We start from the raw sequence: 26338 nt of genomic DNA on the forward strand, positions 1-26338 counted from the left end.
TCAAATCTCCATCTGAACAACGGCAGAATTGCCGCAGCCCATGCGTAGCCGCAGTGGCAAATGGCGTGTTCACCCAGATGGGGGATGCGGATGAGCTTTTTGAGCAGACACTCTTTCCGTCTAGCAGAATGGGTGTGGAGGCAAGTTTGAAAGGGCTCGAAGCCGGGCTGACTGACGGCAAGATTATGATGCTCGAACCGCGCCGCCTGCGTAAACCGGGCGAGAAACTATCCTTTGTGTCGTCCGCAGCACAGTTGAGAGCTATGGCTTATTCGCCGCGGGCAAGGCCGATGATTGAACTTGAGGGCCTGCTAAGGCGGATCTCGATCAGAAAGGCCCATTTACATGGAGAAGTAGCAATAGCTTTTTCTCAGCCATCCAAAGCTGATTGCACAATATTGATCCACATGTTGCCTTTCATGATCTGTCAGATAGATGCGCCCAGAAACTGCGTCACCCATTTGGGTGAAAGGCCTGACCACCGCAAATGATACAAAGGCTGTATTTTCAATGCACCTTTTCATTTGCAATTCAGCTAGGGGTTTGTGATGGCTTCAGGATCAAGCAAAGGCCGTAACATATTAAGGCAATGCAGACAGTGGCTCGGCCACGCAATGAGGCCGGATGAAGACTATCTGAAGAAACCGCTACGCGGCCAGGCAACCAAGGCGGACATCGTCCCATTAGTTGTTGGTGTCCTCAGCATCATCCTTGCCTCATTTGTCGGCCATTTCGATATGCTGGACGGAAGCGCCTGCCCCCGAGAAAGCGTCAGCCACTATTTCTACGCCCCGGTTGCGGGCACCTTCTTTGTTGGTGTCTTGTGCTTTGTCGGTGCCTTCATGATCGCTTATCGCGGTCAGTGCTTTGCCGATGGCGTGATCGCGACGATTGGCGGCCTGGGCGCATTGCTAACCGCGTTTGCGCCGACGCGTGGCTTGGGGTGCAAATTGGATGATGGCGGAGATTTCCGACTGATTGCGCTTGAGGGGTCAAACCTCTCGCCGGGGTGGTTCGCAGAGAAAGTCACCCTTCACGGTCAGGAATTCCTGATCGGCAACGCCTTGTCGCAATATCTTCATTGGGGCGGGGCTCTCGCGATCATCGGCTCTTTAGCAGTCTTATGCATCGTTCATTGGGCGCGCGACAGCTACAAAGCCTATGATACCGAGACGCGCAGCTTTGTGGCCCGACCTGTGAAACTGGTCGAGAAACGCATCAACGCAATCGGGCTTAGCGCCATCGCCTATGGTCTTACCCTGATCATCTGGGAAGACGCATGGTGGGGCCAGTCCAATGGCAGCTTTTGGGCCCAGTTCTTTGCCTGGTTTCCATGGAACAATTCCGCATATGCAACCAGCATCAGACCTGTCTACCATGGTGAGTTGATCGCTTTCGTCGCATTCGGTTTTGTCTGGCTGACCCAATTCTTTTGCTACTTTTCCTGGCGCACCAACCACCAAAAAGGTGGCAGTACGGGCCCCGCGATCAAAGACAGCTGATTGCCTTAGATTTGCGCATATTTCGCGCGCAACACATCTTGTTGCGTCTCATTTCCGTTGCCTAAAGTCATGACATGATTGCACCCAACGACATCAGCAAGGTCTTCGCGATCCTCGATCAAAAGGACGCCGAAAGCGCCCGTGCATCATTCTTTCAAAGCTATCGTCAAAGCGGCTGGGGCTTTTCAGACAACCTGAAATGGCTGGACCTCGACAAAAACGGCCAGTTTCTGCGGGCAGGTGCGACCGACATCAACAACAGCACGGACATCCTGTTCAGCGATGTCGCCCAAGATGCAGACATCGCACAAATGTCAAAGGTCATCATCGGCAAAGCCGCCAAACCGGGCGAGATCATTCCACTGCAGGACGAAGAGCGGTTCGTCTGGCTTCTGCCCTATTCCCTGCAGCAGGAAACCAATGTCCGCGCCCTTCTTGTCACCTTTGCGCTCGTGTCGGACAGCCTGAAATACTTCAACCCCGATGCTGGTCTGACCGACGCCGAAACACGCATCATCGCGCAACTGACAATCGGGATGAGCTTGCGCGACGCCGCTGATCAGGACGGCGTCTCGTTCGAGACAAAGCGCAGCCAGTTCAAGACGATATGCCTTAAGCTGGAATGCGGCGGTCAGAACGACGTGATCCGGTTGGCCCTCGGTCAGCTAGTGCATCTTCTGACCCTAAGCAGCAATGACGGTGATCGCGATCAGATCACCGAGGATTTCGTTGCAGATTTCTGCCCGGCAGGCACACAATTCCGGCTTCATCGGCTGAAAGACGGGCGGTACCTGCGTGTCATCGAATGTGGCCCGGATGACGGCAGACCCGTCATTCTTTTCCACAGCATGACATTTGCGCCTCTCTTGGCCAGCGCCGCACCGCAGCTTCATAGGCTGGGCATCCGGCTAAAAATGCCGGTGCGCCCGGGCTATCTTGAAAGTGCCAGCACGCCGTTTGATGTGGCAGATATCGACCAGTTTTGCAGCGATGTTGCCAGTTATCGCGACCTGCGCGAACACGGATCGGTGCCGATCATCGGCCACGGCTTCGCCTCCCCGATCGCGCTGCGTTTTGCCGCGCTTTATCCCGATCTGGTCACACATATCATGATGTTGTCGTTTCCAGTACGCGGCGAAAGGCCAGAGCGCGACAGCCTGCATCGCCGTTTCTTCGGCAGCTTCGCCAAACTGGCCTCCTCGCCCGAGGTGTTTCGGATGCTCGCCCGGGAATTCCGTCGTCGCTACGCAACGCCCAAGGCTATGCGTACGGCCCTGCGACGGTTGTTTCAGGAAACCCCCGCAGATATCGCGGCTTTTGAAGGACATAGCGCCAGCCCACCCGCGTATCCGGCGCTGCAGGTCAGCTACCAATCCTCTTACATCGGTGTCGCTGACGATTTTTACATCTTCTACAAAGACATCTACGCGCAAGGTTTTGAGAGGTCTCAAATGCCGATCCTTACAATTCATGGTGCTGCAGATCGCGCAAATCCACTGGCGGTCATGCAAAAGCTGCAAAACCCATCACGTGGGGATCGGCTGGCGGTGATCGAAGATGGGGGACAATTCTGCTTTGTCTCACAACCTGATCTTGTCTGGGACCATATCGCTGGCTGGATTGAGCAAGACCATTGCGTGCAGGGCGAGGTCCCCTGATTCCTTTGTCAACATCCCCCATGTGGGTGAAACCCAATGCCGACGATCACGCTATGCTGTCCTTACCGATGGAATTACCCGACGGCCCTGACAGAGGTTGATTATGATGAATACTAAAAAGTGCGAATTAGACGCGAGAGAACAATTGTATGTCGCAGGCGGCTCTTCATTTCTTGGTGCGGCAAACACGCTTGGCAACGGTCAAATGAGTGGCGAGCGTGGCAGCGTCTCTCCCCGCCCCATGAGCATGGGGCAAAGCATCCAATTTGGCCTAGGATTTGCTTGGGGTGTCATCGGAGGTTGGTTCGGTGCCAACGCTGGCGATAAGGATCCCACAATATCGATGCCAGCAGGTGATATACGCGGGTAGGTCATAACGCGTTCCTCATCGCTGGTTGAGGGGCGTGCTACCAGCCGAGGTGGTCCATTCCTGCGACCGCCTCATCAACTAACGATCTTCTATTCAGATGGTGACACCGTGAAACATGCATTGTTCCGCGAAGAAGCGATCCATGCCCGCTCAAAACGCCTAGAGGGTGATGTCCGGCTTGATGTCGCACTTGGCTCTTGGGCGATCACGGCCCTGCTAACGGTGATCGCAGGCGCCGCACTCACGCTGCTGGTAATGGGCGAGTATCCCCGCCGTGAAACGGTGCTGGGGCAGTTGATGCCCGAAGGCGGCCTTGCCGAGATCCGCACCGACCGGGCCGGTCGGTTGCTGGAAATACACGCACAGGAAGGCGACATGGTCGCAAAGGGCGCACCGCTGATCACCATCGTGCGCGACGCGAGACTGGCTGGCGGGGCCGATGCCAACCACCAGCTTTTGGCCCAAATCGCCGATGAACGAATGCAAACGGAGCGGCGGCTTGCCTTGCTCCGCGACGAAACGGCAGAGCGCCGCGCGCTTTTGGAAGCCCGGCACGCTGGTCTTTTGTCAGAGCAATCGGCGCTTAAGACACAGATGCGCGTCACGACTGAACGCGCGACATTGGCCGCACACCAACGCGACACAGCACAAGACCTTTTGACCAGAGGGACCGTCACGCAAATCGAGTTGTCGCAGCGCGAGGACCTTTACTTGTCCTTGCACGAACGGATTGCCGAACTGAGCGCCGCCATCGCACGCACGGATCGCGTCCGCGCCGAAGCGGAGGCCGAGGTCGCCGCACTAACCGTTGAAGCCGCGATGCGGCAGACCGAGATCAACGCCCATCTGGCCACGCTCGACCAACGCCGTACCGAGGCCGAGATTGCGGGCAAGACCGTGATAAGCGCCCCATTTGACGGTGAGGTTGGCGCACTCCTTGCGCATCTCGGTGACGATCTGCAGGCGGGAATGCCTGTCGTCAGCCTGATGCCGGCGGGGGCTGCATTGCAGGCTGAATTGCTCGTGCCATCGCGCGCGGCAGGCTTTCTGTCGCCTGGCCAGCCGGTGCGTTTGCGGTACGATGCCTTTCCACATCAGACATTCGGGATCGCGACCGGGCAGGTTGCAACCGTCTCCAAAACCGTCCTGATGCCCGGCCAACGGACTGTGGAAGAGCCAGTCTTTCGCGTGACCGCAGAGATCGACGCCCAAACCGTCCAAGCCTACGGCACCGACATGCCATTGCAGCCCGGCATGACCCTCACCGCCGATCTGGTGCTGGAAACGCGCACGCTTTGGTCCCTGCTGACCGACCCTGTCCGGGCGGCGGCGAACCGATGACCGATCTCTCACCACAGCAACAATGAAAGGAGGCTCAGACCAACACCTAATCGCGGGGCAAAGACAAAACCTCGCACCGACTTCCAGAAAACAAAAAGGATTTATGAATGTACGAAATTGAAAACCACAAGCTGGACCGCGTCGGTGGCGGCACATTGTGTTGGGCTCATGGATCAAGGCTGATCTGCCCGGACCCTTTGCTAAGGCGCAAGCTGCCACCACTGAGACCGGCACCAATAGAGCCGCCAGTGATCTGTCCACCACGCCCCCCGGTCAACACCCACGTCTTCTAAACCCCATCAACGAAAGGACATTTGAAATGCGAAAGATCAAGCAACTGACCAAGGTAGAGACCGAAGCCGTAAGTGGAGGATCGTTGTCGAAGGCCAGTCTCAAAGACCCGTGGAAGAATTTCACTTTCCGCAGGTTTCAGCCCAACGAAATCATTGACGACGGCGTGTTCTAGGCACGCTCGAACATTTTGAAGGCGGCTCTGCCGCAAGATTGAATGGAAAGGAAATTCTCAATGCAAAATTCAGACATCATCGAAATTGATCCAAGCGCATGCGCGCAGGTCGGTGGCGGCCAAACGCATGGTCGCGGAGAAGGGGCGGCCAATATCCTTGGGATTGGGGGCATTGTCCTTGCTACTGCTGCTGGGGGTCCGGTTGGCTTTGCTATTTCAACCGCCGTCTTCACTGGCGGCTTCTTCTTGCGGCGCTACGCGAAATAACGGCGCAGCGTCGCTTATCCTTTGGGAGCCAGTGATGAAAACAATCAGACAAACCGAGGCCGCTGAATGCGGCCTCGCCTGCCTCGCTATGGTCGCGACGGCCCATGGCGCGCGGGTCGATCTGCGCGGCTTGCGCGCCAAATTCGGTGTGTCCCTTCGCGGGGCAACGCTGCGCGATCTGATGGGTTTTGCCGATACGCTCAATTTCGGCACACGGGCACTCAGGCTCGAACCTGAAAGCCTCGCCAAGCTCAAACTGCCCGCCATTCTGCACTGGGACATGAACCACTTCGTGGTCCTGAAATCCGTAGGTCGCAGTATCGTGATCATTGATCCAGCGCAGGGCGAACAACGGCTGACCCCCGCAGAAGCGGCAAAGCATTTCACAGGCGTCGCGCTTGAGCTGACGCCCACCACCAGCTTCGCGCCTCCGGTCCTGCGCACCCGCACGCGGCTGCGCGATCTTTGGGGCCGTCTCGATGGCTGGGCCCGCGCGGCGACACAGCTGCTGCTCTTGTCGCTGCTTTTACAGCTTGCCGCGGTGTCCTTCCCGTTCTTTCTACAGCTCGCCGTGGACCAATCCATTGCCAATGCTGACATGGATTTCCTGCTCTTGCTGGCCCTTGGCTTTGCCGGGCTCCACATAATCAACGCGATAACAATCGGCCTGCGATCCTGGGTGATCCTGACCCTTGGCCAGACGATGTCATTCCAGATCGCAGGCAACGTCATAAGGCACCTATTCCGCCTGCCCGCCGCCTATTTCGAGACCCGGCATATGGGTGATATCGTTTCGCGCGTGGGCTCGGTCAACCCGATCCAGGCCGCATTGACCAGCACGATCGTCGAATGCTTCATCGATGCGCTGATGCTGATCGTCACGGCTATCGTCATCTTCATCTATGCGCCAATACTCGCCTTCGTCGTCCTGGCGGGCACGCTTCTCTACGTGGCGCTATCGCTGGCGCTTTATCCCGCCATCCGCGCCCGCGAAGAAGAAGAGATCGCGGCCCGCGCGACCGAGCAAACTTACCTTCTGGAAAGCCTTCGCGCATCGCGGACCATCAAGGTCTTTGGCGGCGAGGCGCAACGCGAAACCGGTTGGCGCAACCTCTTCAGCGATGTGATGAATGCGGGGATCCGGCTGGGAAAGCTCGACATCGCATTGACCGTAGCACAAACGCTGATCTTCGGTCTTCAAACGATCATCGTCGTCTATATGGGTGCAAAGATGGCCATAAATGGCGACGGGTTCTCAGTTGGTATGCTCTTTGCCTTCATGACCTATCGCCAGCAATTTGCCGACCGCGCAACCTCGCTTGTTCAACATGCAATCTCTTTTTGGATGCTGGGGATTCACCTTGAGCGTCTGGCTGACATCGTACAGGCCAAACGCGAAGAAATCCGCCCGCACACGGCCCTCGCGGCCCCTTCGACAAAAGGTGCATTGGCGCTTGAAAGCGTCTCGTTTCGCTACGGCGCGGCGGATCCTTACATACTCGAAAATCTCTCGCTTGATATCGCACCGGGGGCGTTTGTAGCGATCACCGGCCCATCGGGCGCGGGCAAGTCAACTTTGCTGAAACTGATGCTGGGGTTGGCCGAGCCAAGCACTGGCGAGGTTCGCGTCGACGGTCTGCCATTGCCGCTATTCGGGATCAGTCGCTGGCGCGCAGGCCTTGGCGTTGTGACGCAAGACGACACCTTGCTGTCGGGCACGCTGGCCGACAATATCGCCTTCTTTGATCCGGCTATCGACATGGCGCGCGTGCAAGCCTGCGCTGAGGCTGCCCAAATTCACGAGGATATTGCCCGCATGCCAATGGGCTACCTCAGTCTTGTCGGTGACATGGGCGCAGCACTCTCCGGCGGGCAACGTCAGCGAATCCTGCTGGCCCGTGCGCTTTATCGGCAGCCCAAGGTATTGATCCTAGACGAGGGCACAGCAAACCTCGACGTCGCAACCGAACAGATCATCGCCGAAACGATCAAGTCGATGAAGATAACACGGATCGTCGTCGCCCACCGCCCCGCATTGCTTTCATACGCCGATGAGGTGCTGACCCTCGGTACTGAGCGCAACAACTCAGTGTCAGACCGGTTGTACGTTGATAAACGCCGCGTTTCATGCAGCTCCGAAAACTCTGAACAAGCCGCGAAGGAGACCAGCTTTGCCTTGGCACGCTGATACTTCCCAACTACCCATCGGTCACTCGGATCATCTGAATTGTCGCTTTTGCTACACCGCAATCATAGGACAATTGCTGAGAAGCGCCTAAAACATCGATGACGTGCGGATCACAATTCCCGTCAAAGCCGCCGCCAAAGCGATACTCACCTTCAAACTCATTCACGCGCCGGGTCAGCAGGTCGTTGTCCTCCGGGAAGCCTTCATTCGATTGAACAACCACCTGAAACCCCCAATTCTCCAGCGGCAAGTCAGGGAGCTTGTCCAGTGGTACATAGGCGCTGATTGTATGATCAACGGCTGAGACGCCCTCGGCCGGAATGACATCCAGTGCCAGATCTCCAGCTTTCCGGATTTCTGAAACGACACGCTCAAAAGGTTGCGGTGAGACAACAATTGCGCGTTCCCAGCCGCTATTTTCGGCGAATGCGATGTTCAATCCGGGCAAACCCGCACTATGCCCACCGGGCTGCGTATCGATGAAGACGAAAAACATCTGCACATCGAACCCGCCAGCCATATTCCATTCATTCTGGATCGGCGCTGCCATCTCGAATTCCAGATGTAGCCCGTCGCCTTCTGGCGTCGCCTTGAAAGCCACGAGATCAAAGACGCCCGGTCGGAAAACCGGATTGGTTGGATAGACCAACGCGCCGTCGCCATGATCGTCGCCACGCGGATCAGTGAATGAGACGGTTTCGGCTGCTGCTGTAGACAACAGCAATGCGAATAAGGACGTAAGAATGGCGCTTCTCACGGCGATCTCCCTTTGGTTCATTTACTGTCTGGCGTCAGGATCCAGATGGAGCGTGGTGGCAATTGGAGTGTTAACTGACCATCTGAGACGATCAGATCACGACCGGTCAGGCGTTCGGCCCATCTGTCCTGACCTTGAAACGCTGCATCGATCAGGGTCGCTGATTGTTCGACATCACCTCGATTGACGGCCACAAGCGCCACTTCGCCCTGCCAGCCTCTGGCAAAGACCAGCAGGTCACCATTGTATGAGATCGGGCGATAGGTTCCCATGGACAGCGCGGGCGTCGCCCGCCGGATTGCGATGAGATTGCGATAAAACGCAAGCATGTCGTCGTCTTGCTGAATCCCAGCGCCGGGCAGAATTCCCTGATCACCCCACGGCATGGCAGAGCGGTTGTCGGGCCAGTCGCCGATATCACGCGCCACCTCTTCACCGTAGAAGATGATGGGCATGCCGATCGATGTCATCTGCAGACCAGCGGCAAGTCTGAACAGATCGCGGTCGCCGCCTAGCTCAAGCAGCAATCCGGGCTCGTCATGGCTCGACAAGTAATGGCCCAGAACAGCGCCGGATGTGTGTGCATGGCGTCGGGGCAGGAAACCCTTTGCATATGCGACGGTCCGACCCCGCCCCAAAAGCCAGTCACGGGTCGCACCGCGAAACGAAAAGTCGATACCTCCATTCATCAACTGCGGCGCGAAGTATTGTGATGAGAGCGTGGCGGCATTAGCACCCCAGACCTCGCCCAGGGTCAGAAAATCAGCGCCGAACCGCTGAGTCACCAGCTGCTGGTTCTGTGCGAGCACCGCAGGTGCCACATGTTTCGCGGTGTCGATCCGGTATCCGTCAAAGCCGATCCGCTCCACCCAATCTGCGTGTGCGGCCAGTACATGTTCGGTCACCTCTGCTTGCTCCGTGCGCAGGTCCGGCAGACCGAACAAGCAAGACGTCTGGTCATCCTGACCGCATTGCACACCTTGTCTGACCCAATCGGGATGCGCCTCCAGAAAGTCACTGTCATAGCCGACATGGTTAAAGACCACATCCACGATAACCTTCATGCCTCGTGCATGCGCGCCATCGACCAATGCCTTGAGTTCGGCCTCTGTTCCCAGACGGTCGTCCAATGCGTTGAAATCGTCAGCCCAATAGCCGTGATAGGCCCAGTCCGGGAAACCGGCGCCATCCACGAAACCGTCGATATTGTCGACAATCGGTGTAATCCAAAGGGCGGTGACGCCCAGATCATCAAGATAGGGCAGTTGATCGGTCAGCCCTTTCCAATCGCCACCGTGGAAGTAACCCGGCTGGCTGCGGTCAACCTCATGCGTATTTGGTTTCCCGTCGGCAAAGCGGTCCGGAATGACGAAATAGACAATCTCGCGGTTCCAGTCCGAGCTCGCGGCGGCCGCGACATCCTCACTCTCGCCAAGGGTTGGTCCGGCACAAGCCAGCAGCAGGGGGATGAAAAGAAGCTGCAGTGGAATTGCATGAAGACGCATCTGATCTTTCCTTTCATCATGTTTTTGATGGGCGTCACCCGATACCTTCCGTCAGGTGACGCGATGCTGTTGATAATTGGGTCAAGCAGCGGCTGATTTAGAACCAGGTTTCAAACTGGACACCGACAGTTGTGCCTGTGGTATCGTCATCGAACGCGGCCTGATTGCTGATCGCGCCAACTTCGCTCCAGCTGCCCTGTGTTGCAAAGACGCGCAGTTGTGGCCGCGACCAGAAGCCTGGCTTGCCGAAGGTGTAGATGCCCGCGATTGTCGCTTTGGTCAGGTCACGGGTTTCGTCCGCAGCTTCGTCATCGACATAGTCAAAACCGACCTCAACAGCGACGGCGAAATTGTCGTTGATTGTGTATTGCGGACGGACACCGGCAGAGCTCCATGCGGTTTGCGTACCGTCGTCGTCATCGATCTGATGAAGTGCCACAAAGAACATCTCAAGCCGTTCGCTAAGCGGGACAAGACCGTGGACCTGCGCCCGTGTCAGCGAACGATCTCTGGTCGCAAAGGAGGCGCCATCGCCGAAAAAGCCCCAAGCGGCCCCTTCGGAATACATCAGACCAGCCTTTAGAAAGCCGCCGAAGAAGTTGTTGCGCTGCAGGTGACCGCGCACGGCAAATCCGTCTTCGCCTGGCTCATCCTCATCAACAACGGCATAAGCCAGCCCCACTTCACCGAACAGATCCTCGCCCAGCGCGATGTTTTCAACCCGTGAATCCAGGGTGATAACGGTCGAATCCTGATCCGAGAATGCAGCAACCGACAGATCACCGAAGCCCAGTTTGACGTTTTCGAGACCTGCGCCAAAGCCAGAGAAGTTCGAATAGTCTTCGTAGTAGAAGTCGATGATATGGATGTCTTTACGCTTGTAGTAGCGCCGTCCAGCCCAGATAGTGCTGTCGCTCAAGGCGCCATCACCGATGCCTGCATAACCCAGCCAAGCCTCTCTCAGCGCAAGGTTCGCATCCACTTCACCGCTGACGCGCAAGTCATTGCTATCACCAGAAAGGTGATAGCGAACGCCGCCGACGATCTTGCTGCCGTTTTTCAGCTCATTGGTCAGGTTGACGCCAAATTCGCCGTAGAAATCTGACTCGTTGCCAAGGCGATAGTTAGTCCAGGCCCCGTTCAGCTGCAGCTCTGCAAAGTCGCCGCCATTGCTTTCGCCAACGCCAATCCGCAGATAGCCCGTCTGTGAGTAGCTGACTTCGGCCTGCGCCGCCGCACCGCTGAGCATGGCCAGACCAAGCGCTGTTCCCGTAAGTATTCTTTTCATTCTTTCCTCCAATGTGATCCGGCTTTCCGGATGTGTTTGCGGTGGGGGAGCGCAGGCAAAACCTATCGGTCAGCGTCCTAACGAACGCTGTTGATTTTATCTCCTTACGGAAATTCCCTCCCTTAGTGCTTTGCCCTAAGCTTCCCCTCCAAGACCCGGGCTGGGTCGTCCGATCGACTTTCCGAAGATCATCTCACATGCCAGATTCCGACATTGGTCGGGCCCCGGCTTCATTCCCTTTTGGCTGACATTGATTGCGACTTCGGCCAACGGGCCACTCGTGTCGCTCCAATCAAAGTAAGTACGGCAGAGTTCCGGGATGCTGGGATCAAGCCGGACCGGATTACCACCATCATCATTGGCAACAAGCGATACGTCGTCTGGCACCTTCAGGCCCAGTTCAACCAGAATGTTGGCGCAATCCTGGGCCAACGCAACAGACCCACACATGATCGCGGTGGGTTTCGGCCCAAGGCGGCCCGAAAACAGCCCCAAGAGCTGCGCCTTCAGCTTTGACGGATTGTCCCCATCCATGATGATCATGTGTTCATCCGCCGCGAGCCCCACTTCATTCAGCACCTCACGATAGGTGTCATGGCGCTGGACGGCATGCGTGGTGTCAGGTGGGCCTTGCACGAACGCGATATGTTTGTGGCCAAGATCAAGGAGCGCGAGCAAAGGATCCCGGACGATCTGGGCGTTGTCTACAGAAACGAACGGCAGATCAGTCCCAACTGGTGGTAGCCCATGCACGACAAACGGGAAATCGACCTCTTTGAGGAAAGTGATCCGCGGATCGTCCTGCATCGGCGCACCAACGATAAATGCATCGACAATACCCCGCTTGATCATGTCCTGATATTTGGCAACGGCGGTTTCGTTGGGCGACTTGACCGAAAAAACGAGGTCAAAGCCACGTTCTGCCAGTTCACACGAAAGGCGTGAGATCAGTTCAAGGAAATCGGGGCCGCCCGCATCCCGCGTTTGACGGACCAGTTCCAGATCAGCGATCAGGCAGATGATGTTGGATTTGCCCGAGACCAGCAGCTTTGCCGCACGGTTTGCGACATAGCCAAGCTCGCGGGCGGCCTCCTCGACGCGTGCGCGCGTCTTGGGATGGACATCATCAAAACCGTTTAGCGCGCGGCTGACCGTTGCCGTCGACAACCCTACCTTCTTGCTGACGTCCCTGAGGCTTACCATTCATCGTCTCGAATCTAAACGTTTAGATTCTGGTATCGACGGAAATGCTAATTGTACAGAAAAATATGAAATTTCTTAAAGTATTTCGCAGAAATAACGTTTAGATTCCGGAAACTCTATCCAAATACTTGGTTGGGGCGTTGATCTTGTCGATTAGGACCCCCACCGTTGCCCGCAGGGTTTGCCAAATTCCCGACACAGTCTTCATCATTGAAACTGGTCAACTGTAAGTCGGCTCGAACAATTGACCAAGCGCCGACCAATAAGTCTCGGATCGATCGAACCTCATACCCTACACGACTTCACCTGGCGGGCGACCGCATTGGCCCAAAGGGCGCTCCATGCTTCGGTCCCAATTTCCTGTACTGGCCGCTGCCTCGAAAGTTGATTGTAGGAACCGCATCAGCAGATCGTCGGGTTCACTGGCGCCCTGCACAACCTAATAGGGCAAGAGAAACTCGCCAAGTTCATCATTCCAAAATGCGCCCGCCGGAAGAACGCTCTTTTTGGAAAAACCCTCTGGTACGGGATAGGTGTAAGAGTAGAACATTGGCTTGCCATAGCCATTGCCCGGCCAGAACCCGGCTGATGATACCTCGTGGCTATAGGCCTCGCGCGTAACCGCATCTGGCAGGAATGGAATGCCTCCAGGATGTAGAGGGGCGGCACGCCCCGAAAACCGGGTCACAGCCAGATCGAAAGACCCCCAGAACAAATGAGTCGGCGATACCTTACCGTGAAACCCCGTTCGAAAACGGTTAAATACATCGTGGATTTGCAGAAGCGCCTGGTGAAATCTTTCCACCGCGCCGGCATCGTACGGGCGTTCCACATGGTCCTCGAGGAACGGCGTTGGGTCAGGCAGTTCATTCGGTCGCCCATGAATGCGACAATCGCCGCCGACGGCCTCGACGGCCTCGCCGAACTTCTTTCGAAAGCGTGCGACGCTCATCGGCTCAAGGTCAAAGCTTTCCACCTGGCCGCCCGCAGCGTCGACCTTTAGCTTGTGATCACAGAAGTCGAAATCTGCTGTGACGGACGCTACCGGGTCGGGTATGGGACCAGTCGTCAGACCGCGTGCCGTCACGTAGAGCGTGGCATGCCAAGAGTGGTTGACCCAAAAAGAGTGTCGCAGCCGGTACTTTCCGACGATCTGACACCAAAGGTGAAGCGCCTCACAGGTTTCCTGCCACGGTACGAATGGGATATCCGGCCAGTACAGTTCTTTGCGTGTCGTCATCGCATCCTTTCCCCTGCTGGCACCTATTTGGCGAGAACGTTACACCTTACAACGACAGTTTCATGTAGGTTCACCCACGCAAAGGTGTGTTCGGGGACAGGTGACGACTGCGCCTGTGCATCAGCTGCCGACGGCCCACTGTTACCTGACCACATAGACCGAGCAGTCAGAATGACGCACGACACGGGCGGCGTTGGGGCCAAGTAGGTAATCCTTGAAATCAGGGCGATGGGCGCCAATCACGATCAGGTCGGTGCCAGCATGTGACGCGGTCTTCAGAACCTCTTCATAGACGCTTCCTACTGCAACGATATGGCGAACTTTGCTGTCTGCATCCTTGCCAAGTGTTTCTGCAATGAACCCGCTCAAGACCTCTCCGGCGCTGTCCCTTGCTGTCTCTACATGATGTTCTTGAAAATAGGCGCCGACAACGCTGGCCCCGAAATCGGGGACAACGGTGATCACATCCAACTGCGCCCCATCCAGGTCGGCCATGCGCTTGGCGGTTTTCAGGACGCGTGTCTCCTCCTCCGGACGGTTTACATCAACGGCACAAAGCACACTCTTAATCATGCCAATTCTCCTTGCGGTTCGCGCACCGGTTCAGCGCGGCGGGTCTGCAAAAATGCGATGAAGGCCAAGAGCAGAAGTGCGGGGATCCAGATCAGTTCTTTGGGCAGCTGGTCGGACGTTGCCTGAACCGATGAAATCGTCACAGGGTCATCCCCGTAGAAATCGAACGATGACAATGCATCGGCCAGTTCGGTGCCAAAACCGGGTTCATCCATTTGCTGCACATCGCCATCCGGGATGATGATGAAGCCAAGCGCATCAAGACGCGCATCGCCTCCCGCCACGTCCGGTACAGTCAACGGCACTGTGATCTCTTTCATCTCGAACGTATCGAAATCAGGGCCAGAGATCACAGCCCGCAGGGTGCTGCCGGCCTCTGCATTCCCCAGCGCCTCAGCGAAATTGGCCGGAGCGATATCGGTGAATGGTGGTTGGATCTGGTTCATGAAGAAGCCGGGCCGGAAGAGCGCGAAGGCGATGGCGAGCATCGCGACCGTCTCCCAAATCCGGTTTTTGGTCAGGAACCAGCCCATCGTGGCCGCCGTAAACACAAGGATGCCGATAGTTGAGACAATGAAGACGATAATCCCTTGTGTCCATGTCACATCGATCAGCAGAAGGTCGGTGTTGAAGATGAACACGAAAGGCAGTGCCACGGTCCGCAGGCTATAGAAGAACGCGGTAAAGCCTGTCCGGATTGCGTCTCCACCAGAAACAGCCGCGGCTGCAAAGCTCGCGAGCCCCACCGGCGGCGTCACATCGGCCATGATCCCGAAGTAGAAGACAAACAGATGTACCGCGATCAGCGGCACGATCAGGCCCGATTGCGCGCCAAGTTCCACGACAACGGCCACCATCAGGGATGAGACCACGATGTAGTTCGCCGTTGTGGGCAGCCCCATGCCAAGGATCAGCGACAGGATCGCCACAAAGACCAGCATCAAGATCAGGTTGCCGCCAGACAGGAACTCCACAAAGTCCGCCATCACTTGCCCGATACCCGTCAGAGATACCGTGCCAACGATGATACCAGCGGTCGCCGTTGCGAGGCCGATGCCGATCATGTTGCGCGCGCCGTCGATCATGCCGTTGACCAGATCGACCAGGCCGTCCTGCAGGCGACTGATCGCGTTTGCCTCACCCCGGAACATCGCTTTGAGTGTTTTCTGGGTCAGCAGGATCCCAAACAGCAGGAATGTCGCCCAGAAGGCCGAGAGGCCCGGCGATTTCCTCTCAATCATAAGGAAGTAAACGAGCACGATGATCGGCAGCAGGTAGTAGAGCCCGGACTTGTAGATTTTCGCCAGATCCGGCAGTTCGACCACGTCGGCATTTGGGTCGTCCGGCTCAAGGTCGTCGGTCTGTGCAGCAAGATAGATCAGCGCAAGGTAAACCAGCCCCAAAAGACCGGCGAGGATCCAGCCAGAGCCTTCCGGGAAGAGCGAGGTCACAAATCTGACAGGATATTGGGTTGCGTAACAGAGCAGTGCAAAGCCCGCGAAGAACGCGAACATACCACCGATGGTGCGGCCCATGCTGACCACCTTGTTGCCGATGGTCGGCATGTTGTTCTTCACCGCTTCAAGATGGACGATATAGACCAGCGCTATGTAGGAAATCACCGCAGGCAGGAAGGCGTGGGTGATCACCTCAACGTAGGAAATGCCCACATATTCGACCATCAGGAACGCCGCAGCGCCCATCACAGGTGGCATGATTTGCCCGTTGACGGATGAGGCAACCTCGACCGAGCCTGCCTTTTCTGCCGTAAAGCCCACGCGTTTCATCAAGGGGATCGTGAATGTCCCGGTGGTGACAACATTGGCGATGGATGACCCAGAAATCAGGCCAGTGGCCGCCGAACCGACGACCGCCGCCTTGGCGGGGCCACCGCGCAGGTGACCGAGCGCGCCAAATGCCATCTTGATGAAATAGTTCCCGGCCCCGGCCTTATCGAGCAGGGCACCGAACAGAACGAACAGGAACACGAACTTGGTTGAAACACCCAATGCGATGCCGAACACGCCCTCTGACGTGATCCACATATGGCTCATCGCCTTGCGCAATGACGCACCGGCCCAGCGGATCTGGTCTGGCACCACCTCGGACGAGCCGAAGAAAACGTAGCCAAGGAAGACCACCGCGAGGATCACCATGACCGGGCCCAAAGTGCGGTAGGCAGCGATAAAAAGGAAGATCAGACCCGCCAGCCCGAAATAGGCATCGGTCGTGTCGGCAAGGCCACCGTTCTGAACGATCTTGTCGTAAAAGAAATATCCGTAAAGCGCGAGAAACGCGCCGCCCACGCCGAGAATCCAGTCATACCATGGGATCCGGTCACGGGGGCTGGATTTGAACAGCGGATAAGCCATCGCGGCAAGGAACACGGCAAAGGCCAGATGGATTTGCCGCGAGTTGTTGATAAGATCGCCCGGGAGGACATAAGGCGCAATCGGCGACGCGAGCAGAACCTGAAAGATCGACCAGATCAGCGCCGTCACCGCGATCATGGTGCCAATCGCACCTGTCGGGCTGCGCGCGCCGCTATCACTGGCGGCGACGAGTTCCTGAAGCTCTTCTTCGCTGAGCTGGCGGCTCTCTGCGTTTGTCATGTGTCCCCCTGTCACCGGTTCCCAGCTGATCATTGTTGAGGTCCGGGGCCAGCAGAACCGCCCCCGGAATTGTCACGTGCGGTTGTGTATTACTCCATCAAACCCGCTTCTTTGTAGTAGCGCGCGGCGCCATCATGGATCGGCGCTGACAGACCGGCAGATGCCATCTCGGCTGGTTCCAGATTGGCAAATGCAGGGTGCAGGCCCTTGAAGTCGTCGATATTGTCAAAGACCGACTTCACCAATGTGTAGACCACATCATCGGACACGCTTGCCGAGCTTACAAAAGTCGCACCCACACCAAAGGTGGTCACATCACTGTCGTTGCCGCGATACATCCCGCCGGGAATGGTGGCCGAGCGATAGAAGGAGTTGTCAGCGATCAACTGCTCAACAGCCGGACCTGACACTTCAACAAGAACAGAGTCGCAGGCGGTTGTTGCTTCTGAGATCGAACCGGATGGATGGCCAACGGTATAGACCATCGCGTCAATCTGGTTGTCGCAAAGTGCTGCCGATTGCTCTGCCGCTTTCAACTCGGTCGCCAGGGCGAAATCGTCCATGGTCCAGCCTAGCGCCTCCATCAGTACTTCCATCGTGCCGCGCTGACCTGAACCGGGGTTGCCGATATTGACACGCTTGCCCTTGAGGTCTTCGATGGTTGTGATGCCCGCGTCAGCACGGGCGACGACGGTAAAGGGCTCTGGATGGACCGAGAAGACAGCGCGCAGGTCTTCGAATGCGCCGTTTTCCTCAAACCGTGACGTGCCGTTAAAGGCGTGGAACTGCCAGTCGGACTGGGCCACACCGAACTCCAACTCGCCTTCGCGAATGGTGTTGATGTTGTAGACCGAGCCGCCGGTGGATTCGACCGAGCAGCGGATGCCGTGATCGCGGCGGCCCTGGTTCACCAGACGGCAAATCGCGCCACCGGTTGGGTAATAGACCCCGGTCACGCCGCCGGTGCCGATGGTGATGAACTCTTCCGCCATCGCGGCGGGTGCCATCATCGCGGCGGTCGCCACCCCGGCTGCAACAATTCTTAACTTAGCAAACATCGTGTTCTCCCTTGTGATGTGTTGGTTACTCTTGCGCTACTGGTCCCATACTTCGGCCAGCACCTGCGTTGTTTGTTCGACCTCTGCGATGCGAGCCTTTGCGGTATCTCCTGAGCGGCTGACGATCAGGCCAATCAGCGCCTCAACGAAAAATAGTGTCGTCACATAAGACGAATAAAAATGCGGGCTCGTCGTTGGCAGAACAAACCCCGCACTGGCCACCTGCAAAGCAGGGCATCGATGTGTGTCAGTGATTACGATGACATAGACCCCCCGGTCACTTGCGAACCGCGCTGCCCTGATCGCGCGATCAGAAAATGGCGGCTTGGTCACAATCAGAAGGGCATCACGGTTGTCGAGCCCCGTCAACCCGCCACCGAGTGACGCCCCCATGCGACTGGCCATCGACCAGTTGTCGGCACAGAAATTAGCCATGTAAGATAGGTATTCGACCACGCCCGTGGACCCAAGTGCGCCCATCAAAACGACTTTCCGGGCTTCACTGAGTCTTTGGGCCGCCCGTTCCAGCAAGGCGCGGTCGATCTGCGCAACCGATTCGAGGTTCGCCTGGCAGGCCGCAAGATGAGCATCGAAAAAGCTGCTCGTATCCGCATGGTATTGCTGCTGCAGGCGCTCTGCACGATGCGCGAAATTGTCAATTTTGCGGGTGATCTTATCACGAAATTCATCGCGCAACGCTTCGATATCGTCGTAATCCAGCGCCCGCACAAGCCGTGTGAACGCCGCCGGAGACACGCCGCTCTCTTTGGAAACCGCACGAAGCGGGCGGGTTGCAACATCTACCGGGTTTTCTTCGAGATACCGCGCCGCCTGTCGCAATGCCTCGGACAGGCTGTCATACCGCTCTGCCAGACGCGTTTCAAACGACATTGATGTCTCCCCCGATTCCGCGCTTGAGTGTTCCTCTTGTTTCAGACAAAGTCAAACGGCGTTTCATTTGTTTCAAAGCATGTTCGAACAGGCTGCCCAATGTCTCATGTCTTTCCCCGGCACTGCCATGCTGACCTGCCCACTGCCACGCGTGGTGAAGGGGTCTATATTTACGATGATAAGGGAAAGGCCTATCTCGACGGCTCTGGCGGTGCGGCGGTTTCCTGTCTTGGCCACAATGATCCGGACGTGATTGCCGCGATCAAAAGACAGGTTGAGACGCTTGATTTCGCCCATACCGGATTTTTCACGTCCGAACCGGCTGAAAATCTCGCCTCCAAATTGATCGCTCACGCGCCCGAAGGGATTGATCGCGTCTATCTGGTCTCTGGCGGATCAGAGGCGGTTGAGGCCGCGCTGAAACTCGCCCGGCAATACATGATCGAAATTGGTCAGCCTGACCGAACAAGATTTATCGCCCGCCGTCAAAGCTATCACGGCAACACGCTTGGCGCGCTGGGAACCGGTGGCAACATGTGGCGGCGCGCGCCGTTTGATCCGGTTATGGTGTCTGCCAGCCATATCGCACCCTGCTACGCTTATCGCGGTCAGGCGGAGGATGAGTGCCTTACGGATTACGGCCAGCGCGTCGCCGACGAATTGGAAGAAGAGTTGCTACGCCTCGGCCCCGACACGGTGATTGGTTTTCTTGCCGAACCGGTCGTGGGTGCAACCGCCGGTGCCGTGCCCGCCGTTGAGGGATACTTCACCCGCATCCGGGAGATTTGCGACAAGCATGGCATACTGCTGATCCTTGATGAGGTCATGTGCGGGATGGGCAGGACCGGCACGCTTTTTGCTTGCGAACAGGACAATGTACGCCCGGATATCATTACCATCGCCAAGGGTCTGGGGGCAGGTTACCAGCCTATCGGCGCGATGCTTTGCAGTGGTACGATTTACGATGGCATTGCGAGCGGCAGCGGCTTTTTCCAACATGGTCACACATATCTTGGCCATCCGGTTGCTTGTGCGGCGGCAAATGCGGTTGTCACGAAACTCACCGATGGCGGTCTGACGGCGCATGCGGCAGAGCGCGGCGACTACCTTTTGGGCGCGCTGCAATCCACCTTTGGCCAGCACCCGCATGTGGGCGATATCCGCGGACGCGGCATGTTCCGGGGCCTGGAATTTGTTGCTGACAGGGAAACCAAGACGCCCTTTGCACCGGAAAAGAAGCTAGCCGCGCGGCTCAGGGGGGCCGCGATGGAAAACGGGCTCATCTGCTATCCGATGAACGGAACCATTGATGGCAAATCCGGGGATCATGTGCTGCTGGCACCGCCATTCATCAGTACTGAGGCGCAGATCGACGAACTGATGGACAAACTGGCGGCTAGCCTCGCAGCGGTCATCTGATGCGACTGCCGCAAATCATGGTCGCGCCAAATGGCGCACGCCTGCAGAAAGCTGATCATCCCGCACTTCCGATCACGAACGGCGAGATTGTCGCCTGCGCCAAATCCTGCTTTGCCTTTGGCGCTGGCGCCATCCATGCCCATATTCGGGACAATGAAGGTCAACATATACTGGACAGTGGCGCCTATCGCGAGTTGGTTGCTTCACTGCGCGAAGCCCTGCCCGACATGGCCGTGCAAATCACAACCGAAGCTGCTGGCCGATACGCCCCGCAGCACCAGATGCAGGTTGCGCTAGATGGCGGGGCCGACATGGTCTCTGTCTCTATCCGCGAGATTTGCCGGGCATCTGCCGGGGAAGTGACGCATTTTGTTCAGGAATGCGTGCAACGCCATATCAGGCTGCAATACATCCTTTATGACCGCGATGACTGCGCCCTGCTCGAACAGACATTGCCAGAGAAAGACGTGAGCGATCCCGACTTGCAGGTCCTTTTTGTTCTTGGCCGGTACGGGCGGCGCCCAGCGCAGCCGACAAATTTAGCCCCGTATCTAGACTGGATGGAAACACGCGCATTGGCACCCGACTGGGCCGTCTGTGCCTTCGGTCCGCACGAATCCGATTGCCTGAAAGAGGCAGCCGCGAAGGGCGGCAAATGCAGGACGGGGTTCGAAAACTCATTGCATTTGTCGACGGGCCGCATTGCGCCGAACAATGCCGCCAAGGTTGAAGATCTTCGTATATTGCTGAAGAACTAAAGCGAATTGATGCAAGAGTATTAACTCTCCAACCCCATCACGCTGATCAGCTTTGGCAAGTCAGTCCTCGTGGCGGCAGCGGCAGACGGAGAAGGCTACAAGCGGTTTGAGAAGGCTTCTTGCTTCGCTCGATCAGTGCTCGATTGGATGTTGGAGAGTTAAAGTCAACAGAACTGGCCATGTTTGTGCTGAAGGCAGCCGTGCAGGAAAACCTACCTTTCATCTTTAAAAATGGAGCTTTCGATTAACTCTGAACAACCAAGTCGGGCCGGTTGGCCAATGTTTCTGCCAAGTGTTCGATGAAACTCGTGAGTTTGGTCGGGGCAAACCGTTTCGTTGGATAGACCGCATAGATGCCGCGAGACTGGACTGTGCTTTCAGGAAACAAGTGAACCGCCTTCTTTTCGCGGATCAAAGGGAGAGCCAGATTGCTCCCCAATTGCCCGATGCCAGCGCCATGCACTATCGACAAGGCGAGTGCTTCGGGGTCGTTTACGACGACGCATGGCGTAACTTCGTGCCGGATCGGATCACGTCCTGTTTTGGGTTCGAACTCCCATGCAAAAACACGCTGTGACGGGTTAGACCTCATCCCTACCAATCGGTGTTCTGCCAGATCAGCCAGCGTTTCTGGTTTTCCTGCTTTCTTCAAATAGTCAGGAGATGCACAGACCATTGGCGTCACAGGCAGAAGCAACCGCGCGATGTAGTCGCTGTCGGGGAGGACACCTGCGCGGATCGCCAGATCGAATTCTTCGGCCACCAGGTCAACGAAACCGTCGAACAGGGATAGCTCAACAGTGAGTTCCGGGTGCATCGTCTGGAACTCCGTCAAAGCAGGCAAGACGTGAGAGCGTCCGAACGCGGTGGTCGAGGTCACGCGTAGCGTTCCTCGGAAGGCCGCATGATCCTCTTGCAGTGCTGTTGCGGCATCCCCAAGAGCCTCGACCGCTGGCGCACAGCGCAAAAGAAAGCGCTGTCCCTCGGGCGTTAGCTTGACCTGTCTTGTAGTGCGGGCAAACAGCCGCGTCGAAAGCCGATCTTCCAGCGCCTTGATGTTTTGGCTGACGGCACCGGGGGAGACGCCCAGCGCCTTGGCTGCGCCGCTGAAGCTCTCGCGCCGCGCCGCTTGGATAAAGGTCTCGATGAGGCGTAGGTCGATCATCTCGTATTATTTAGTCTGACTAATAAGTGATATCAATCTGCGGCATATTCTAAAGTTTTCCAGCCCCGTTCATATTCAGTCCATCGAAACGAAAGGACTGACACCATGACAACGCTCACCCGCCACAAACTGCCTAAGTCGGCTGCGCCGGTGGTCTTTGCGTTCATCATGTCTGCCAGCCTGGGCGGCGTGATGTCCGCCTTAATCACCGCAATTAACACCGGCCTCACAGCGGGCTTCTTTGATCGTTGGTTGCAAGCCTACGCGCTGGCTTTTGCCCTTGCATTCCCATCGGTCACGTTCCTTGCGCCCATCGTTCGGCGCTTGGTGGACCGGATCACTGAATGAACTGGAGACGAAAATGTTCGATACAATCAAAATCCCTGAAACCTTCGCCATCGGTGGCAATATGCCAGTCAACCGTATCGGCTATGGCGCGATGCGCCTGACCGGTCAGCCCGGCAACTTTGGCCCATATGAACAATGGGACGCGGGCGTGGAGCTTCTGCGTGCTGCTCATGCTCAAGGCGTGACATTCTTCGACAGCGCCCGGTCCTATGGTCCCGAGTGGTCTGACAAGATCCTTGGTGAAGCACTCGGTGACACCGATGCAGTGTTCGCAACGAAAGGTGGCGTCGATAAACCAGCGCCAGATCGCATCACTGTAGATGGATCACCAGACACCCTACGCCGTCAGGTCGAAGACGCCCTTGTGAACTTGCGTCGGAGCAAGATTGACCTCTTCCAGCTCCACCGCGTCGATCCCAACACGCCGATAGAAAGCTCAATCGAAGCCTTGGCGCAGATGCAATCCGAAGGACTGATCCGGCATATCGGGCTGTCCAATGTGGATCAAACCCAGCTGGAGCGTGCGCTTTCCGTCGCGCCAATCGCATCCGTCCAGAACCGCTTTAACACGGCAGAGCGTGGTGCGGAGCAGATGGTCGATTTCACGGCGCGTGAAGGTATCGCATTCATTCCCTACGGCCCTCTCGGCGCGCACCCAATGCAAGCCGGGGCGAAGCTGGACCCCAAGGATGCGCTCGCCTGGCTTCTGAAGCGATCGCCCAACATTGTCGTGATCCCTGGCACGACAAAAGCAGCGCATGTCGCCGAGAATTTCTCAACCTGGGCGGCGCTCTAAGCGCCCCCAGCCTCTCCACAACTTTCAACGAAAGGAACGCAGCTATAGATGTTTGGGGAATCGTTCGTCGAACGATCGTCTTGCAGTCGATTTGGGCTTGTCGAAACGGTCAGCCTGAAGAGGGAGTGATATTGTGTCACCTTGGATATCGAACATTTCCGCGAAATCGAACAGCAGCATAGGGAAGAGACCGAATTGCAAAGAATTGAGTTTCACGAGCCCAACGTGGACCTCGAAGATGTGTGAGCTGTGGTTTGGCGGCTTATCAATCGGGTGTAGATAAAGCTTGCGAAATACTGCGTGTCTCTTTTCGATTTGCCAACGGACTGGGTATCGCAGTGGGGCCGAGTGATGAACTGCTCATCCAAACGAGGTTGCAAGTCTCAGCAGAGACCACTTTTAGATTGCGCAGAGACAACGGTTCGCGAATTGCGGGATATCTCTTTCAACGAGTTCGGACAGTATGATAAGCCCCCTCAAAGCGTCTTCTTGAAGATCTGAGAATGCAACCCGCCCAGCATTGGTGTTCGATAGAGTAACACGGTGTTCTGTGCCGCAGCGTATGCCGTGGCACAAGCATCGAACAACGTAAGAAACGAGGAATATCGTTGTTCGAATTTCATTCAGAATGTGCGCGACACGGACAGATTGATGCTGCGCCCAGCGCGACGCACGGCTGGGTCTTGCAAATGAGTTCGATAGTCTTCGTCAGCGACGTTTGAGACACCCAAACGCACAGTGATATCTGCGAATTGGCCTTCGTCAGGGGCCCAGGCTGCATAGACATCGTGGATAAGGTTGCTGGGCGTGTCGACCTCTTGGACAGCGCCGGCAAAGCTGACTTCCCGGCTCTTGCTTTCATAATGTGTCCCTGTCCAACCGAGTTCCAGATCAGCAGCCGGTATGCGTGTCCCCAGGGACAGCACGATCGTGTTTGCCGGAATACGATTTTCAAGCTCCGGGTTGATACCGTCGGGATCGCTTTCGTTCTCACCTTCAAGAAATGTGTAGGCAAGCGAACCAAAGAGGCGGTCAGATTCATATGCAGCCTCTAGCTCCAGCCCTTGGATATTGGCCTTGTCGATATTGATGAAGACCGGGTCACCGGCCACGCCCTCATCATTGCGCGCGATGAGGTTTTCAAGGTTGTTGCGAAAGATGACGGTCTTGAGCGCGATCTGGTCATTGGTCTGGAACACGGCATCCTGACTATAGGAAAAGCCGAGTTCGACATTGCGGCTCTCTTCGTTTTCGAGCGAACCCGCCGAAATCTGATCGGCGCCAGTGACGCCTGGTCCGAGTGAGACTGGCCGGGCATCATAAAGCTCGTCCACAACAGGCAGCCGTTCTGTATATGACGTCGAACCAAACAGGGCGAACTGATCATTGATCTGATAGTGCAGGGCGAGCGTGGCTGAGATACCCTCGTCCTCGACCTTTTCGTCGGTGGCCACCAGATCACCTGGGGTGGTTTCCTGGAAATCGATCCGTGTGCCTGTCAGAACGGTAAAGCGCTCATCCCAGATGAACTCGTTCTGGGCAAAAAGACCAAATATGTCGGTGACACCCTCTGGCTGGAATTCGGCATTCGCCGCCGTTGCACGCGTGCTAATCCGGTCTTGCGTGCTGATATCAGTACCAACGGTCAGATAGTTGGCAAACCGGTTTCCGAGGATTTGAGAGGTGTTTTCAACACGCAGGCCAGTGCCCTCGTAGGCATAGTCAGCGTCAAAGAGCGCGCGTACGCTATCTTCGGTGAAACCAGGGGGCGGCGAGGGGACACGAAAATCGGTGATGTTGTTTTCGGATTTGCCGTATGAGAGCTGCACCGTCAAATCGATTAGATCGCGATCAACGGGGGCGAAGTTATAGCGCACATAGGCGGTTGTATCGATCACCTCGCGGTCGACCTGACCAAAGCTGGTGCCAAGGTCAATGACATCCAGCAATTGATCATCTGCCTCACCCTGATAGCGAATGAAGGCCGCTTCAATCTCATGCTCCATCGCCTCACCGAAGGAGAAAGTGCCTTTGATCAGCGTGTTGTACTCGGTGATCCGGGTGCCTGGGATCTCATCACCATCGCCGCTTTCCAAGAAATCGCTGTCGTCATAGATGAAGCCGATCAGGCCATCAAAACGCTGATCCGGGGCGAAGGCGAGAAAGGTTGCGGTTTCGACGCCGTCGCCATTGCTGCGATATTCCAGTTTTTGATCAACGCCGAATGGATCGCCGGGCTCCAGAAAGTCGGACGCATCTTTAGTTTCCAACGAGATGACCCCTGCCAGAGCACCCGCGCCATAAAGTGTGGATGAGCCAGGACCGCGCAAGATCTCAACCCTCTTAAAGAACTCGGGGTCGGTGAAAAGGGAGCCTTGCCGATAGGACTCGTAGTACTTCCTGACCCCGTCGATCACGGTCACAATGCGCGGTTCATCGGCAGAGGTGCCGCCACCGATCCCGCGGATGTTGAAGCTTTCGCCAAAGCGCGACTCGGACCCGACTGTCGACACACCGGGGCTGCGCTCAAGCACATCGCCAATTGTGCCAGGCTGGACCTCGGCAATATCCTCCTCTTCCAGCACAGAGATGGATTGTGGTGCGTCAATCGCCACTTTTTCGGCACCGGCCCCCAGCACGATCCGGCCTAATGGTGTGAAAGTTTCGGTTGTCTCCTGTGCAAATGCTGGCACCGACAGGGCCAGCGACATGGCGACTGAGGCGCGCAGCATAGGACGTTTGGATTGTAAGATACGCATGAGCTTCCCGTTCATTTCTTGAGCTATGGTGCTGGCAGGGAAGCTGGCGGCAGCGGTTAACCTTTTCCGGTTAGAAAAGCTGACAAAAAGAGTCAAGTTTGATATGCGCACTGCGGTGTTGCGACGCATTCACCTATTGAATTGCGAATAATCACGACCACGGCTCTTAAATAC

21 protein-coding genes and 1 pseudogene are annotated in these 26338 nt (G+C 56.6%); 11 read left to right on the top strand and 11 right to left on the bottom strand.

Annotated elements, in window-relative coordinates; genetic code table 11:
* The first annotated feature begins 53 nt into the window (after positions 1–53).
* The 7 genes from SLH49_RS21775 (at position 54) to SLH49_RS21805 (ending at position 7792) form a co-directional block, all read left to right on the top strand.
* Positions 54–491: a hypothetical protein gene (locus SLH49_RS21775; RefSeq protein ID WP_320271251.1), complete on the top strand. Its 438-nt coding sequence runs from the start codon at positions 54–56 to the stop codon at positions 489–491.
* Positions 492–614: 123 nt separating this feature from the next.
* Positions 615–1502: a hypothetical protein gene (locus SLH49_RS21780; protein WP_320271252.1), complete on the top strand. Its 888-nt coding sequence runs from the start codon at positions 615–617 to the stop codon at positions 1500–1502.
* 74 nt (positions 1503–1576) lie between these two features.
* Positions 1577–3160, top strand: coding sequence for an alpha/beta hydrolase (locus tag SLH49_RS21785; protein ID WP_320271253.1), 1584 nt, complete (start codon positions 1577–1579; stop codon positions 3158–3160).
* 478 nt (positions 3161–3638) lie between these two features.
* Positions 3639–4871, top strand: coding sequence for an HlyD family secretion protein (locus SLH49_RS21790; RefSeq protein WP_320271254.1), 1233 nt, complete (start codon positions 3639–3641; stop codon positions 4869–4871).
* A 319-nt stretch (positions 4872–5190) separates the two neighbouring features.
* Positions 5191–5337: a hypothetical protein gene (locus SLH49_RS21795; protein ID WP_320271255.1), complete on the top strand. Its 147-nt coding sequence runs from the start codon at positions 5191–5193 to the stop codon at positions 5335–5337.
* 60 nt (positions 5338–5397) lie between these two features.
* Positions 5398–5604, top strand: a complete 207-nt coding sequence (locus tag SLH49_RS21800; protein ID WP_320271256.1) for a hypothetical protein — start codon at positions 5398–5400, stop codon at positions 5602–5604.
* A 34-nt stretch (positions 5605–5638) separates the two neighbouring features.
* Positions 5639–7792 carry a peptidase domain-containing ABC transporter gene (locus tag SLH49_RS21805; RefSeq protein WP_320271257.1) on the top strand — a complete coding sequence of 718 codons (2154 nt, stop codon included), beginning with the start codon at positions 5639–5641 and terminating at the stop codon, positions 7790–7792.
* Between the two features lie 10 nt (positions 7793–7802).
* Here the strand turns inward: SLH49_RS21805 and SLH49_RS21810 are convergent, their stop codons facing one another.
* From SLH49_RS21810 to SLH49_RS21850, 9 genes and pseudogenes are all read right to left on the bottom strand, one after another.
* Complete coding sequence (locus SLH49_RS21810; RefSeq protein WP_320271258.1) at positions 7803–8549, bottom strand: glucodextranase DOMON-like domain-containing protein; 747 nt, start codon at positions 8547–8549, stop codon at positions 7803–7805.
* 17 nt (positions 8550–8566) lie between these two features.
* Complete coding sequence (locus SLH49_RS21815) at positions 8567–10054, bottom strand: alpha-amylase family glycosyl hydrolase (RefSeq protein ID WP_320271259.1); 1488 nt, start codon at positions 10052–10054, stop codon at positions 8567–8569.
* Between the two features lie 97 nt (positions 10055–10151).
* The gene (locus SLH49_RS21820) at positions 10152–11342 is read right to left on the bottom strand and encodes a carbohydrate porin (protein WP_320271260.1); all 1191 of its coding nucleotides are present in this window, start codon (positions 11340–11342) and stop codon (positions 10152–10154) included.
* Between the two features lie 135 nt (positions 11343–11477).
* Positions 11478–12545: a LacI family DNA-binding transcriptional regulator gene (locus tag SLH49_RS21825; protein WP_320271261.1), complete on the bottom strand. Its 1068-nt coding sequence runs from the start codon at positions 12543–12545 to the stop codon at positions 11478–11480.
* A gap of 292 nt (positions 12546–12837) precedes the next feature.
* Positions 12838–13785 (bottom strand): annotated as a pseudogene (locus SLH49_RS21830) (DUF5996 family protein).
* A gap of 141 nt (positions 13786–13926) precedes the next feature.
* The gene (locus SLH49_RS21835; protein ID WP_320271262.1) at positions 13927–14358 is read right to left on the bottom strand and encodes a universal stress protein; all 432 of its coding nucleotides are present in this window, start codon (positions 14356–14358) and stop codon (positions 13927–13929) included.
* Positions 14355–16970, bottom strand: coding sequence for a TRAP transporter permease (locus SLH49_RS21840; RefSeq protein WP_320271263.1), 2616 nt, complete (start codon positions 16968–16970; stop codon positions 14355–14357). The genes SLH49_RS21835 and SLH49_RS21840 overlap by 4 nt, the downstream gene beginning before the upstream one ends.
* Before the next feature lie 89 nt (positions 16971–17059).
* Entirely contained in the window at positions 17060–18028 is a 969-nt protein-coding gene (locus SLH49_RS21845) for a TAXI family TRAP transporter solute-binding subunit (RefSeq protein WP_320271264.1), read from the bottom strand.
* A gap of 36 nt (positions 18029–18064) precedes the next feature.
* Positions 18065–18919 (bottom strand): MurR/RpiR family transcriptional regulator, encoded by an 855-nt coding sequence (locus tag SLH49_RS21850; RefSeq protein WP_320271265.1) that lies wholly within the window; start codon positions 18917–18919, stop codon positions 18065–18067.
* A gap of 99 nt (positions 18920–19018) precedes the next feature.
* On the opposite strand from SLH49_RS21850, the gene SLH49_RS21855 reads away from it, so the two are divergent.
* Both SLH49_RS21855 and SLH49_RS21860 read left to right on the top strand, forming a co-directional pair.
* Complete coding sequence (locus SLH49_RS21855) at positions 19019–20338, top strand: aspartate aminotransferase family protein (protein ID WP_320271266.1); 1320 nt, start codon at positions 19019–19021, stop codon at positions 20336–20338.
* Positions 20338–21096, top strand: coding sequence for a 3-keto-5-aminohexanoate cleavage protein (locus SLH49_RS21860; protein WP_320271267.1), 759 nt, complete (start codon positions 20338–20340; stop codon positions 21094–21096). The genes SLH49_RS21855 and SLH49_RS21860 overlap by 1 nt, the downstream gene beginning before the upstream one ends.
* Before the next feature lie 244 nt (positions 21097–21340).
* Here SLH49_RS21860 and SLH49_RS21865 read toward each other — a convergent pair whose 3' ends face one another.
* Positions 21341–22261: a LysR family transcriptional regulator gene (locus tag SLH49_RS21865; RefSeq protein ID WP_320271268.1), complete on the bottom strand. Its 921-nt coding sequence runs from the start codon at positions 22259–22261 to the stop codon at positions 21341–21343.
* 105 nt (positions 22262–22366) lie between these two features.
* On the opposite strand from SLH49_RS21865, the gene SLH49_RS21870 reads away from it, so the two are divergent.
* Positions 22367–22609: a DUF2798 domain-containing protein gene (locus SLH49_RS21870; RefSeq protein WP_320271269.1), complete on the top strand. Its 243-nt coding sequence runs from the start codon at positions 22367–22369 to the stop codon at positions 22607–22609.
* 13 nt (positions 22610–22622) lie between these two features.
* Positions 22623–23405: an aldo/keto reductase gene (locus SLH49_RS21875; protein WP_320271270.1), complete on the top strand. Its 783-nt coding sequence runs from the start codon at positions 22623–22625 to the stop codon at positions 23403–23405.
* Between the two features lie 623 nt (positions 23406–24028).
* Here SLH49_RS21875 and SLH49_RS21880 read toward each other — a convergent pair.
* Complete coding sequence (locus SLH49_RS21880; protein ID WP_320271271.1) at positions 24029–26164, bottom strand: TonB-dependent receptor domain-containing protein; 2136 nt, start codon at positions 26162–26164, stop codon at positions 24029–24031.
* Positions 26165–26338: the final 174 nt, after the last annotated feature.

This window comes from Cognatiyoonia sp. IB215446, from assembly GCF_033963825.1.
In the GTDB taxonomy this organism is placed as follows: domain Bacteria; phylum Pseudomonadota; class Alphaproteobacteria; order Rhodobacterales; family Rhodobacteraceae; genus Yoonia.